The organism is Bradyrhizobium sp. UNPF46 (genome assembly GCF_006658625.1).
GTDB classification, from domain to species: domain Bacteria; phylum Pseudomonadota; class Alphaproteobacteria; order Rhizobiales; family Xanthobacteraceae; genus Bradyrhizobium; species Bradyrhizobium nitroreducens.
On the sequence record NZ_LFJB01000097.1, the window covers coordinates 26073 to 39193 of the forward strand.

13 protein-coding genes are annotated in these 13121 nt (G+C 65.8%); 7 read left to right on the forward strand and 6 right to left on the reverse strand.

Annotated features, from left to right (window positions below; all coding sequences use genetic code 11):
• Positions 1 to 161: 161 nt before the first annotated feature.
• Positions 162 to 1199 carry an AraC family transcriptional regulator gene (locus UNPF46_RS32925; RefSeq protein WP_142252851.1) on the forward strand — a complete coding sequence of 346 codons (1038 nt, stop codon included), beginning with the start codon at positions 162 to 164 and terminating at the stop codon, positions 1197 to 1199.
• A 2-nt stretch (positions 1200 to 1201) separates the two neighbouring features.
• On the opposite strand, the gene UNPF46_RS32930 is transcribed toward UNPF46_RS32925, so the two are convergent.
• Entirely contained in the window at positions 1202 to 2413 is a 1212-nt protein-coding gene (locus UNPF46_RS32930; RefSeq protein WP_142252846.1) for an NnrS family protein, read from the reverse strand.
• A gap of 130 nt (positions 2414 to 2543) precedes the next feature.
• Between UNPF46_RS32930 and UNPF46_RS32935 the strand changes: the two genes are divergently transcribed.
• The gene (locus UNPF46_RS32935) at positions 2544 to 3254 is read left to right on the forward strand and encodes a Crp/Fnr family transcriptional regulator (protein ID WP_100176467.1); all 711 of its coding nucleotides are present in this window, start codon (positions 2544 to 2546) and stop codon (positions 3252 to 3254) included.
• Between the two features lie 112 nt (positions 3255 to 3366).
• Here UNPF46_RS32935 and UNPF46_RS32940 read toward each other — a convergent pair whose 3' ends face one another.
• Together UNPF46_RS32940 and hemN are read right to left on the reverse strand one after the other, a co-directional pair.
• On the reverse strand, positions 3367 to 3564 hold the full coding sequence (locus UNPF46_RS32940) for a DUF1858 domain-containing protein (RefSeq protein WP_100176468.1): 198 nt from the start codon (positions 3562 to 3564) through the stop codon (positions 3367 to 3369).
• 205 nt (positions 3565 to 3769) lie between these two features.
• Positions 3770 to 5122: an oxygen-independent coproporphyrinogen III oxidase gene (hemN, locus tag UNPF46_RS32945; protein WP_142252847.1), complete on the reverse strand. Its 1353-nt coding sequence runs from the start codon at positions 5120 to 5122 to the stop codon at positions 3770 to 3772.
• A gap of 203 nt (positions 5123 to 5325) precedes the next feature.
• Here hemN and UNPF46_RS32950 point away from each other — a divergent pair, with 203 nt between their 5' ends.
• The 4 genes from UNPF46_RS32950 (at position 5326) to UNPF46_RS32965 (ending at position 8579) form a co-directional block, all read left to right on the forward strand.
• A complete protein-coding gene (locus UNPF46_RS32950) occupies positions 5326 to 5526 on the forward strand; it encodes a hypothetical protein (RefSeq protein ID WP_142252848.1) in 201 nt (66 codons plus the stop codon).
• Positions 5507 to 6427: a copper chaperone PCu(A)C gene (locus UNPF46_RS38665; RefSeq protein WP_349628188.1), complete on the forward strand. Its 921-nt coding sequence runs from the start codon at positions 5507 to 5509 to the stop codon at positions 6425 to 6427. Before UNPF46_RS32950 ends, UNPF46_RS38665 begins: the two co-directional genes overlap by 20 nt.
• A gap of 123 nt (positions 6428 to 6550) precedes the next feature.
• Positions 6551 to 7648, forward strand: coding sequence for a copper-containing nitrite reductase (nirK, locus tag UNPF46_RS32960; protein WP_174718860.1), 1098 nt, complete (start codon positions 6551 to 6553; stop codon positions 7646 to 7648).
• Positions 7649 to 7700: 52 nt separating this feature from the next.
• Positions 7701 to 8579, forward strand: coding sequence for a formylglycine-generating enzyme family protein (locus UNPF46_RS32965; RefSeq protein ID WP_100176473.1), 879 nt, complete (start codon positions 7701 to 7703; stop codon positions 8577 to 8579).
• Between the two features lie 187 nt (positions 8580 to 8766).
• Here the strand turns inward: UNPF46_RS32965 and UNPF46_RS32970 are convergent, their stop codons facing one another.
• From UNPF46_RS32970 to UNPF46_RS32980, 3 genes are read right to left on the reverse strand one after another with little or no spacing between them, the layout of a single operon-like run.
• Positions 8767 to 9426 carry a GNAT family N-acetyltransferase gene (locus UNPF46_RS32970; RefSeq protein WP_100176474.1) on the reverse strand — a complete coding sequence of 220 codons (660 nt, stop codon included), beginning with the start codon at positions 9424 to 9426 and terminating at the stop codon, positions 8767 to 8769.
• A gap of 22 nt (positions 9427 to 9448) precedes the next feature.
• On the reverse strand, positions 9449 to 10099 hold the full coding sequence (locus UNPF46_RS32975) for a CoA transferase subunit B (RefSeq protein ID WP_100176475.1): 651 nt from the start codon (positions 10097 to 10099) through the stop codon (positions 9449 to 9451).
• On the reverse strand, positions 10099 to 10836 hold the full coding sequence (locus UNPF46_RS32980) for a CoA transferase subunit A (RefSeq protein ID WP_097660101.1): 738 nt from the start codon (positions 10834 to 10836) through the stop codon (positions 10099 to 10101). The genes UNPF46_RS32975 and UNPF46_RS32980 overlap by 1 nt, the downstream gene beginning before the upstream one ends.
• Before the next feature lie 275 nt (positions 10837 to 11111).
• Between UNPF46_RS32980 and UNPF46_RS32985 the strand changes: the two genes are divergently transcribed.
• Positions 11112 to 13040, forward strand: a complete 1929-nt coding sequence (locus tag UNPF46_RS32985) for an AsmA family protein (RefSeq protein ID WP_181770230.1) — start codon at positions 11112 to 11114, stop codon at positions 13038 to 13040.
• Positions 13041 to 13121: the final 81 nt, after the last annotated feature.

Consider the following 13121-nt stretch of genomic DNA (forward strand, 5'->3'; position numbering starts at 1 on the left):
GGCCGGGGGCCCCATCGCGCCCCGCCGTCGTGAGCACGGCATTCGCGCCGGTGCTTCGGTTTTCCTTATGTATGTTCCGCCGTGTTCCCGGATTTGACGGATCGGGACAGAAACTTTACATTTCGGGACATCTGCGGGAATGGCTGGCAGGAACGGTTCGCATGACCGACCTCATTCGCAGCGCAGGCTTGAGCTATTACCCGGAGGTCGCCCGGTCGGTGGGGCTCGACCCCAAGCAGATGATGCGCAAGGTCAGGTTGCCGCTGGCCTGTCTCGACAAGCCGGACACCCCCATCGCCGTCACCGGCCTGCGCCGCCTGCTCGAATTGTCGGCAGAGGCGTCCGGTGCCGAAGATTTCGGCCTGCGTCTTGCCGAGCGCGGCGGCCTGACCAATTTCGGCGCGGTTGGCCTGATCGTGCGCGAACAGGCGACAATCGGCGAAGCGATCGAGGCGTTCTCGCGCTTCATCCATATCCATCATGACGGCATGCGGCTGGACGTCACCCGCGGCAAGCAGACCGTGACCGTCACGCTGCATCTGCGCGGCCGGCATCCGAGCGCGCCGCGGCAGTCGATCGACATGGCGCTCGGCAGCGTCCACCGTATCATTCGATCGCTGTTCGGCAGCGATTGGCGCCCGCAGGAAGTCCATCTGCATTATCCGCCGCCGCGCGATCGCCAGCGCTACCGCGACTTCTTCGGTTGCCGCGTGACCTTCAATGCGGAGGACGATTCGATCCTGCTGTCGACACACGACATGGAGCGCCGGATTCCGAGCGCGCATCCGCTGATCGCGAGCTATCTGCGCAAGCGGATCGAGGCGATCGAGACCCGGCCGGCAAGTTGGGAAGGGAAGGTCGACGAGGTCGTGCGCCGCCTGCTCGCCGGCGGCGACTGCACGGTCGAGCGCGTCGCCGAGCATCTTGCCTGCACCCGCCGCACCATCCACCGGCATCTGGCCGAAGCCGGCACCAGCTTCTCGGCCATCCTGGATGCGCAACGCGCCGATCTCGTGATCCAGTTGATCGACGACCCCGACCGGCCGCTGGCTGACATCGCGGTGCAGCTCGGCTTCTCCGCGCAGAGCGCCATGGCGCGCTGGTTCCGCGGCCGCTTCGGCTGCACCGTCAGCGATTGGCGCAAGGGCGTGCGGCCTTCCTCACCGCCGGCCGAAGCGCCGTCGGCGACCGCAGCCTGACTTCAGCGCGCGGGAGCCGGCACGCCCATCGTGGCGAGGGCGCGCCGCCGGCTGCCGGCGAGCAGCGGGCCGAATGCGACGGCAAATCCGAGGAACGCGACGAGCCAGCCGCAGGCGGCGATGTGCAGCAACACATCGCTCTGCGCGGGAAACGCCACGGCAGCGACGCGCGTCAGAGCCGCGATGATGACCGCGGCATAGATGGCCTGGATCGCCGGCGCAGCCGTCAACGCCTGCCCGGTATGGCCGAGGCTGGCGCGGGTCATCACCGCGAGCGTCATGGTTCCAGCCGCACCCGTCATCCAGGCGTGGATGCCGGCGCTCGGCGGCAGCGCTCCGAAAACTGCAAACGCGTGCAGGATGAAGCCGAACGGCACGAAGACGTAACCGACATGCAGGATCACCAGCAGCCGCTCGCGAAAGGTGCGGTCGCCGGCCCAGCGCGCAAGCCGCACCAGATGCAGCCCGCCGACCAGCGCCATCAGGACGCCGGTGACGGCATTCAGCGGTGCCACGACCCAGGCGATGAGCGCGAGCGCGCTGCATCCGATCACGGCGCCGTCGAAGCGTGCGAACGGCACCGGCAGACGGCCGGGATTGAACTTGACCAGCCAGTTGCGGGTGAAGCTCGGGATGATGCGGCCGCCGATCAGCGAGATCAGCAGCACGACCACGCCGATGCCGACACGGATGCTGACATCGGCCCCGCCGTGATAGTGCGCCTCGAGATGAAACGCGACGTTGCCGGCGAGCAGAACGGACACCAGCCCGACCACGGGCAGGTTGCGCCAGTTGCCGCCTGCGATGATCTCGCGCGCCGCGGCGGCGACGACCAGCGCCAGGAAGGCGGCATCGACGAGAAGCGCGAACGCCCAGCCGGTATCGGCCGACAACGTCACGGCGGCACGCCCGGCAAGCCAGACCATCACCAGCGCCATCAGCGAGGTGCCCTGGATCGGCAGCCGGCCAGTCCAGTTCGGGATGGCCGTGAACAGAAACCCGGTGATGACAGCCGGCAGGAAGCCGTAGAGCATCTCGTGGACGTGCCAATCGCGCGGCGCGAATGCGGAACTCACGGACAATTCGCCATAGAATATCGGCAGCCAGGCCAGGATCGACAGCCCCGCCTGGATCGCAGCGAGCAGGAAAAACGGCCGAAAACTGTTCGCAAACAGCGGCCAGCCCTCATAATTGCGAGATCGGATGCCAGCCATGGGTTAACTCCAATAAGTTCAGACCGTCGTTTGTGGAAAAATACTGCCACCCGGCCGTCCCGTTTTGCGCTATCGCAAACTGCGAGACGATTGCAGGTGCCATCACACTCCCAAGCGCCAAGGAGACAGAATGGCCAAGGTCGACACATCGCTGGTTGCGCATCTGCCGCTGTTTGCCGGGGTCACACCGGAAGCTCTGGACGAAATCCTGCGTGAGGCCCGTTCGGCGCGCTATCCCAAGAACAGCGCCATCTTCGAGCAGGGCGCGGACGCGCAATCCTTCTTCCTGCTGCTGCACGGCCATGTCCGCGCGGCCAAGACCACGCCGACCGGCGAGCAGATCGTGGTGCGCTATGTCGCGCCCGGCGAGACGTTCGGGCTCGCCATGGCGATCGGCGCCGCCCGGTATCCGGCGACCGCGATCGCAGTCGATGACAGCGTGGTGCTGATCTGGCCGACCTCGGCGTGGCCGCGGCTGGTCGAGCGATTTCCTTCTCTGGCCGCCAACACACTCCAGACCGTCGGCACGCGCTTGCAGGAGAGCCACACCCGCATCCTGGAAATGTCGACCCAGCAGGTCGAGCAGCGCGTCGCGCATGCGCTGCTGCGCCTCGCCAAACAGTCCGGCAAGAAGCTCGACCAAGGCATCGAGATCGACTTCCCGATCAGCCGCCAGGACATCGCGCAGATGACCGGAACCACACTGCACACTGTCAGCCGCATCCTCAGCGGCTGGGAGAGCCAAGGCCTCGTCGAAAGCGGCCGTCAACGCATCATCCTGCGTAACCCGCATGGGATCGTCGTGTTGGCGGAGCGGAGCGCCGACAGCGGAGCGGTATGACCGCCGCACCAAGGCGCCTGCGCCCGAGATAAGGGCGGGGGCGCTTCCGCTTACGGCGAAAGCCGTCCCCTCACCCGAGAATCCGCGCGCGCCCGCGCGAATTCCAGACCGTTCACGCCGGCACGCAACCGACCAGCGCGGCGAGGAATTTTTCGCGGTCGATGCCATGCTCGCGGCAGGCATCATCCACCGTGTGGAAGGTTGCGATCGGGCAACCGACACAAGCCAGCTTGAAGGCCAGAAACACGCGGATCGTGTGCGGCGCCGTACGCATGATGTCATCGACCAGATCGTCGGATGCAAAGGACATGGACAACTCCGTTCCCCCACGAAATTAGCGGAACGGGCCGGAGTCTCCTTGTCGAAGCGCAAGCTGCTACCAGTTTCTCCCTTCGTCATTCCGGGGCGCGCCTCTTGGCGCGAGCCCGGAAATCCATTGGACGTGCAGAGACAGTCGCACGATGGATTCCCGGTTCGCCCTTCGGGCGCCCCGGAATGACAGAGAGAGCGTGGCTCTACACAGCCCGGCTGTGCAGCTGCTTTGCCGGATTGAGATGCGCGTCGAACGCGGCGGCGACGCTGCGAACCAGGAAGCGGGAGTCTTTTGCGACCGCGAGGCGATTGCCCTCCAGCTTCACGACGCCGTCGGAGATCAGCGGCTTCAGACGCGCCGCCGAGCTCAACATCGCCCCGGCTTCTGCGCCATGGCGCGCGCAGATGTCGCCGAGGTCGGCACTGAACTCGCACATGATGCGTTCGATGATGTCGGCGCGCAACCGGTCGTCGTCGGTGAGCCCGTAGCCCTTCGCGGTGGCCGGACGGCCCGCGGCGATGCTCTGCGCATAGGCGCCGATCTGCACCTCGTTCTGGACGTAGCCCTGCGGCAGATGCCCGATCGCGCTCGCACCGAAGCCGAGCAGGACTTCACTCTTGTCGGTGGTGTAGCCCTGAAAATTGCGCCGCAGCGTCCCCTCCTCGAAGGCCACCGCCATGGAATCGTCGGGCCGGGCGAAATGATCGAGCCCGATCTGCACGTAGCCGGCTTCCTTCAGCGCATTGGCGATCGCGCAGGCCTGGTCGTGGCGCGCAAGGCCATCGGGCAGCACGCCCTCGTTGATCATGCGCTGGTGCTTCTTGAAATCGGGCACATGGGCGTAGCCGAACACGGAGAAGCGGTCGGGCGCGAGCGTGAGGCTGCGCCGAACCGTGTCCAGGCACGATGCGACGGTCTGGTGCGGCAGCCCGTAGATCAGGTCGAAATTCACCCCCGTAATGCCGGCGCGCCGGAGCATGTCGACCACGGACGCCGTCTGTTCAAAACTTTGCACGCGATTGATGGCGCGCTGCACCACGGGATCGAAGCTTTGCACGCCGAGGCTGGCGCGGTTGACGCCCGAGAGCCGCATCGCCTCGACCATGTCGGCGGTCAACGTGCGGGGATCGATCTCGACCGCGATCTCGGCCGAGGGCAGCACGAAGAACTTCTGCCGCATCGTCGCCATCAAATCGGCAAAGGCCTCCGGCTGCATGATCGTCGGCGTACCGCCGCCGAAATGGATGTGCTCCACCTTGATGCGGCGGCCGATGGTATCGGCAATCTGGGAGATCTCGTTGCGCAGCGTCCGCTGATAACCGGCGATGAGCTCGTCGCGGCGGACGATCTGGGTATGACAGCCGCAATACCAGCACATCTCGCGGCAGAACGGGACGTGGAGATAGAGCGAGGCGCTGGCGCCCGCCGGCAGCTCCGCCAACCACCGGGCATAGGTGTCCGGACCGATCGCCTTCGAGAAATGCGGTGCGGTCGGATAGCTCGTGTAGCGTGGCAATCGCTCTTCGCCGTAGCTCGCCGCGAGGTCAGCTCTCATGTCTTACCCATTCGTAAATTTCGGCCGTGTAGAGACATCACGGCAAATCACGGAATGTACTCCACTAACCCGGATCCGAGGGGGCGACCTTGCGCTCGCTCAAAGTCGGCCGGGGGCTTGCGGACATTGCGCTCGCGCAAAGCGCAACGGCCGGCTCCAGGCCATGATTGGAGCAATTCGCACGGCATCCGGAGCGTTTGCCCATGAGGCTTCTTGCACTCGAACTGATACTTTCCTTGCTCGACATTCGCGGCCATATCCCGCGTTTCGACGATTTTCGGCCGGCCCCGGTCGCACCGGCCCCGGCCGGCACCGCCCGTGCTCTGGCCGCCGTCATCGCTGTCCTCGCCGTGCTGTCGCTGGCGATCTGGGCGGTGGTCTGGCTTGCCACGCATCTGTTCTAGTCACGTCTTCCACAAGGCTCCGATCATGATCTCATTCAAGCGCGCGTTCGCCGGCGCGGTCATCCTGACATGCCTTGTCGGATCGCCCGCCCACGCAGCCGACACGACCAGCGGCGATCTCGTCATCACCGGGGCCTGGAGCCGAGCGACGCCCGGCGGAGCCAAGGTCGCCGGCGGCTATCTGACGATCGAGAACCGGGGCCATTCGGCGGAGCGTCTGCAAGCCGCATCGACCGCCCATGCGCTTCGAACCGAGATCCACGAAATGGCCGTCAACGACGGTGTCATGACCATGCGCGCGCTCGACAAGGGGCTGGTCATCGCACCCGGGCAAATCATCACCCTCGCGCCCGGCGGCGGGCATCTGATGTTCATCGGCCTCGATATCCCGCTCCACGCCGGCGACCAGATGCCGGTGAAGCTGTCGTTCGAGCATGCCGGCGAGGTGAATGTGACGCTGGACGTGCAGGCGATCGGCGCGCAGGCGCCCGCAAGGACGGAGAGCACCGCAGCAGCGGAGCCCGCGCATCGCGCGGAGCAGGCTGCGGCGGCTTCAGTCGCAGCAACGTCCGACGCGGACGAGAGCTTCTTCACGCATCTCCATGCCGAGAAGGCCATGGCCAACGTCACGGTCTCGCCGGGCCGCGCCGGTCCGGTCGAGATCGCAATCCAGCTCGAAGATGCGAACGAACTGCCCCTGAGTGCAGATGCGGTTGCAGTCACGCTCGGCAACCCCGAGCATGGCGTGGCGCCGATCACCGCAAACGCCGAACGCGTCGGCAACGATCAGTGGCGAGTCAGAATGTCGGCACCGTTGTCCGGCCGCTGGTCGCTCGGTCTCGACATCCGCATCACGCCGGTCGACGCGGTCAACGTCGTGTCACCGATCCTGCTCCGTTAAGACACCTAAGTACTGTCGCGGAGCCGAATCCGGCGAAAACTTGTCGCAGCGCAAACATTCTGGCCACGATCGGCGCACAGTGCATCCGTCATCAAAGACCTTTCCAGATGAAGGATGCCTACGATGTTCACCCGCAGAGTCGCATTGATCGGCGCCGCAGCGACCGCTCTGATGCTGGCGACCCCCGCCATCGCTGCCGACGATCTCAAACTGCCGCGCCAGAAGGTCGAGCTGGTCGCTCCGCCCTTCGTGCATGCGCACGAGCAGGCGACCAAGCAGGGCCCGAAGATCATCGAGTTCAAGCTCACGATCGAGGAGAAGAAGGTCGTCATCGACGAGAAGGGCACCACCTTCCAGGCGATGACCTTCAACGGCTCGATGCCGGGCCCGCTGATGGTCGTACATGAAGGCGACTACGTCGAAACGACGCTGGTCAATCCCGCGACCAACACCATGCCGCACAACATCGACTTCCATTCCGCGACCGGTGCGCTCGGCGGCGGCGCGCTGACGCTGATCAATCCCGGCGAGCAGGTCGTGCTGCGCTGGAAGGCGACCAAGACCGGCGTGTTCGTCTATCACTGCGCCCCGGGCGGCCCGATGATTCCCTGGCACGTCGTCTCCGGCATGAACGGCGCCGTGATGGTGCTGCCGCGCGACGGACTGAACGACGGCAAGGGCCATGCGCTGAAGTACGACAAGGTGTACTACATCGGCGAGCAGGACATGTATGTGCCGCGCGACGAGAAGGGCAACTTCAAGTCCTACGACTCGCCGGGCGAAGCCTTCACCGACACCGAAGAGGTGATGAAGAAGCTGATCCCCACCCACGTCGTGTTCAACGGCAAGGTCGGCGCGCTCACCGGCAAGAACGCGCTCACCGCCAATGTGGGAGAGAACGTGCTGATCGTGCATTCGCAGGCCAATCGCGACAGCCGCCCGCACCTGATCGGCGGCCATGGCGACTATGTCTGGGAAACCGGCAAGTTTGGCAACGCACCCGAGGTCGGACTCGAGACCTGGTTCATCCGCGGCGGCTCGGCGGGAGCTGCGCTGTACAAGTTCCAGCAGCCCGGCATCTACGCCTACGTCACGCATAATCTGATCGAGGCCGCCGACCTCGGCGCCACCGCGCACTTCAAGGTCGAAGGCAAGTGGAACGACGATCTGATGACCCAGGTGAAGGCGCCCGCCGAAATACCGGCTGCCAAGACCAACTAAACGCGACAAGGGGCCGGTCATCACCGGCCCCTTCCTCCTTCGAGGAACGACCATGCTGATCGCATTCAAGCTCAAACTGGCACTCGCCTGCGCCGCCGGGCTCGCAGCTCCGATCGCGGTGGCGCCGGTGGTCTCGACCATGGCGGTCCGCGGCACAGCCGCGGAGCCTGCGATCGTCAGGGTCGCGCCGGGCAGCATGTCCTATCGCGAGGCCGGCGATTTCACGCGCGCCGGGCAGCAGGCGGAAGCGCCGCTGCGCGCGATGCGCGTCGACCGGCCGCTGCACATCATGCGCAATCAGGTCTCGTCATCCGACTATCAGCTTTGCGTACAGGACGGCGCCTGCCGCGCGCTCGACCGCGACGTGGCGGTCGCGCCCGATCGCCCTGCAGTGCAGGTCAACTGGCACGACGCCGAGGCTTATGCGGGCTGGCTGTCGCGCAAGACCGGCCGCCATTATCGCCTGCCGAGCGATGCGGAATGGGCCTTTGCAGCCGGCTCCCGATTCAAGGATGACGGCGTGGCGGTCGATGCGAACGATCCTTCAAAGCGCTGGATCAGCCGCTATGAACGCGAATCCGAACGCGACCTTTCCGACACCACGGCCTATCCGTTCGGCAAGTTCGGCCCGAACGAGCATGGCGTTCAAGATCTCGCCGGCAACGTCTGGGAGTGGACCTCGACCTGCTTCGTGCGCTCGCGCGTCGACGAGGCCGGCAACGCGGGCCGCCCGACCGTGAATTGCGGCGTGCGTGTCGCCGAGGGCGCGCATCGCGCCTATGTCACCGATTTCATCCGCGACGCCCGCGCCGGCGGCTGCGCCCAGGGCGTGCCGCCAGCCAATCTCGGCTTCCGCCTGGTGCGCGAGGAGACGTCGTGGGTCGCGAGCGTGTCGGCGCGATGGAGCAAGGTGTGGGCGGCAAGGACGTAGGCGGATCCGACCCGCGAAATCGCAAAGCGGCGGCCGCGCCTCATACTCCGTCATTGCGAGCGTAGCGAAGCAATCCAGAATCTTTCGGCGGAGACGGCCTGGATTGCTTCGTCGCATCAGCGCAAAATTGCTACGCAATTTTGTCGCGAGCTCCTCGCAATGACGCGACCGGAGCGCGCGCCTGCGCTCAACTGTCACCATTCGCGGAGCATCCCATCTTGCGCGCAAACATGCGAAAGCCGGGCGCGCCGATGATCGCCTCGAACGCGGGATCGCGCTTTTCCTCGGCAAGGACAAAACCCGCCTTCGCGTAGGCGCGCTCGGCGGGCTCGTTGCCGATCAGGAACGAAATCGTCGCCCGGTTAAATCCGGCCGCCCGCCCCTTCTCCAGCGCGTGCGCGATCAGCGCCTGCACCAGGCCGCGGCCGCGATGAACGGGATCGGTCGCAACATGCTCGATCATCCAGTCGCCTTCGCCGCCCTGAACCCAACAGGCCCGCGTGTAGCCGCCGCGGCGGCGGATGGCCTCCAGCTCCGACGCGGCGAGGCCGGTCGCAGCCGCGACTTCCTCGATCGCACGCCAGGCCGCAGGCCCCGTACCGGCTCCGGGCAGCGCGCATAGCGCCGCGGCCGGCTTGCCGTCGACCTCGGCGACCAGGAATTGCGAGACGTGCCACATCGACATGGCCTGCGCGACTGCGATGCGCGCGATGAACGCACGGCACTGCGCATCGGGCCAGCCGAGCGCGACGTCGAACCAGCCGCGCGAGCGGTAGCCGCGCTGCGATGACTGGATGGTTTGTGCGATGAATTCGGCATCTTCGGGACGCGCGGACCTTATCGTCATGCGCGCCCCGTTCTCGAAGACCTCAGGTGTTCTTCAGCGCCACGCGGAATTCGGCTTCGGTCTTGGCCTTGACCTCGTCGAGCGTGACGCCGTCGGCGAGCTCGATCAGGGCCATGCCGCCGTCGCCGTGCTTGTCGATGGTGAAGACCGCCAGATCGGTGACGACCATGTCGACCACGCGCTCGCCGGTCAGCGGCAGGTTGCACTTCTTCAGGAGCTTCGAGCCGTCCTTGGCGGAATGCTCCATCACCACGACGACGCGCTTGACGCCGGCGACGAGGTCCATCGCGCCGCCCATGCCCTTGACCATCTTGCCGGGGATCATCCAGTTGGCGAGATCGCCGTTCTGGGCCACCTGCATGGCGCCGAGGATCGACAGGTCCATGTGACCGCCACGGATCATGCCGAAGGAATCCGCGCTGGAGAAATACGAGGTCGAGGGCAGCTCGCTCACGGTCTGCTTGCCGGCGTTGATGAGGTCGGCGTCTTCCTCGCCCTCATAGGGGAACGGGCCCATGCCGAGCATGCCGTTCTCGCTCTGCAGGCTGACGTCGACGCCGTCGGGGATGTAGTTCGAGACCAGCGTCGGGATGCCGATGCCGAGATTGACGTAGTAGCCGTCGCGCAATTCCTTTGCGGCGCGCGCGGCCATCTGTTCACGGGTCCAGGCCATCAGATTTCAACTCCTGTTCCGGCCGCAGGTGCGCTGGTGGGGCGCGGGCGGGTGTTGCGGAATTCGATGCGCTTCTTGGCCGTGCCGACCTCGACGATGCGCTTCACGAAGATGCCGGGCGTGTGGATGTGATCGGGGTTGAGTTCACCGGCCGGAACCAGATGCTCGACCTCGGCCACCGTGATCTTGGCGGCGGTCGCCATCATCGGGTTAAAGTTGCGCGCCGTCTTGCGATAGATGAGGTTGCCGGCGGTGTCGCCCTTCCAGGCATGCACGATGGCGAGGTCGGCGAACAGACCGCGCTCCATCAGGTACTTCTCGCCGTCGAATTCCTTCACTTCCTTGCCTTCGGCGATCAGCGTGCCGACGCCGGTCTTGGTGTAGAAGGCCGGGATGCCGGCGCCGCCGGCGCGGATGCGCTCGGCCAGCGTGCCTTGCGGATTGAATTCGAGTTCCAGCTCGCCGGCGAGGAATTGCTGCGCGAACAGCTTGTTCTCGCCCACATAGGACGAGATCATCTTCTTGATCTGGCGGGTTTCCAGGAGGCGGCTGAGCCCGATGCCGTCGACGCCGGCATTGTTGGAGACAACCGTCAGCCCCTTGACGCCGGACTCGCGGATCGCATCCGACAGCTCCTCGGCGATGCCGCAGAGGCCAAAGCCTCCCGACATGATCATCATGTTGTCTTTGAGAATGCCTGACAGAGCCGACTTGGCGTCGGGATAGACCTTGTTCATACAGGAAACCTTCGGCTTGGAGGCGTCGCGCCCTATTGGCGGCGATTATTAGGCGAAATCCTCCAAAGCCGTCAATGATACGGGGTTCTCCGCGCGGCGTTCGGGTGATAGAAGCTGCCCACGCCGTGGGCAGAACCGTCTGCGGCCTTGAAAGCGACAAGAAAACCCATCAAGTTGCGGCACTTAACATAACGGGGCTCGGGCGCGGGCACGCAGGTTTCCCCTCCCGCCCGTCCGGCTCCAACGACCAACCCGATCAGGACATGCCATTGACCATGGCCCAAGGAATGAAGCGCCTCGGGACGCTGATCGCGGCGCTGCTCGGCGTTGCGCTGATCGCCCTGATCGCGACCTCCTGGCTCATCAACCGCGACGCGCTGCGTAAGGCGGTCGAAGCGCAGATCCGCGACGTCACCGGGCTCGAGCTGAGTGTCGCAGGCAGCATCGATATCTCGGTACTGCCGGCGAGCTACATCTCGTTCCACGACGTCGGTCTCAAGGGCGGCGGCACCAGCGATTCCGCGCTCCATGTCGACGTGCTCACCGCCAATCTGCGGCTGCTGCCGCTCTTGCTGCAACGGTTCGAGATCGCCGACCTGACGCTGCTGCGGCCGCGCATCCATGTCAGCCTGCAGCCGGACGGCGAGAGCAACTGGACCCCCTTCATCCAGACCATCGCGCGCACCATGAAGCCCGGGGCCGAGAACCAGGTCTCGTTCTCCGAGATCCGGATTCAGGACGGCGTGCTCGATTACGAGGACGCCGCCACCCACGCCACCGAGAAGCTCGAGGACATCGACCTGTCGCTGGCCTGGCCCTCGATCTCGCGCTCCTTCGCCGCGACCGGACAGTTCGACTGGCGCGGCGAGCGCGTCGACGGCACGATCAGCTTTTCCGATTTCGTCGCCGCCCTCTCCGGCGAGCGCTCGGGGCTGAAGGCGCGGATCGCCAGCGCGCCGCTCAAGCTCGCCTTCGACGGCAGCGTCGCCAACCGCACCAGCCCGATGATGGAGGGGACGCTGACGATCGACAGCCCCTCCTTGCGCAACGCGCTGCGCTGGACCGGGCAGCCGCAGCCCGCCAGCGGCGGCTTCGGCCGCTTCGCGCTGAAGGCACGCGCCAACGTCGTCGGCGCCTCGATCGCGCTCACCAACGTCAATGTCGAGCTCGACGGCAACGCTGCCGAGGGCGTCATGACCTACGCCAATAACGGCCGGCAGACGCTGCAGGCGACGCTCGCCGCCGACGCGCTCGACTTCACGCCTTATATTTCCACCTTCCGCCTGCTCGCGAGCGGGGCACGCGACTGGAACAGGCAGCTGTTCGACCTCAACGGACTGTCGACCACCGACCTCGACATGCGCCTGTCGGCGGCCAAGCTGACGGTCGGGCCGACCAAGCTCGGCCGCACCGCGATCGGCGCCAATTTGCGCAACGGCACGCTGGCGCTGTCGGTCGGCGAGGCGCAGGTCTATGGCGGGATCGCCAAGGGCTCGTTCGGCATCGCGCGCTCCGACACGGTCGCCGACATCAAGGCGCAGTTCCAGTTCACCGACGTCGACCTCCAGGCCTGCGCCACCGAGCTGTTCGGCCTCAGCAAACTGTCCGGCCGCGGCAACATCAACGTGTCGCTGTTCGCCTCCGGCTCGAGCCCGTTCGGCCTCGTGCAGTCGCTCGACGGCAGCGCCACCGTGACGGGACACAACGGCGCGATTTCGGGCTTCAATGCCGAGCAGCTCCTGAAACGGCTGGAGCGGCGGCCGCTGTCGGGCGGCGGCAATTTCCGCAACGGCTCGACCCCCTACGACAACCTCACCATCGCGGTGAAATTCTCCGACGGCGTGGCGACCGCCGAGGACATCCGCGTCGAGGGGCCCGCGGCCAAGATCACGATGACCGGCACGGCGTCGGTGCCGACGCGCGAATACGACATGAAGGGCGTCGCGAGCCTCAACAGCGCGTCCGGCTTCGAGCTGCCCTTCGTGGTGCAGGGCCCCTGGGACGATCCGCTGATCTTCCCCGATCCGGAGAGCCTGATCCGCCGCTCGCCGGCCTCCGCGCCCCTGCTCGACATGCTGAAGGACCGCAAGGCGGGCGACGCCGTGCGCTCCGCGATCGAGCGCATCACCGGCACCGGCAAGCGCCCCACACCGCCAGACTCGCCGACGGCGGAGAACGCCAAAGAGAACGCCAAGTCCAACTAGCAGTCTGCTGAAAAACTATCGTTTTTGTCGGAGTTTCGTGATTCACTGATTTGCATTGGATCTCGGAGGCTGGGGATGCGT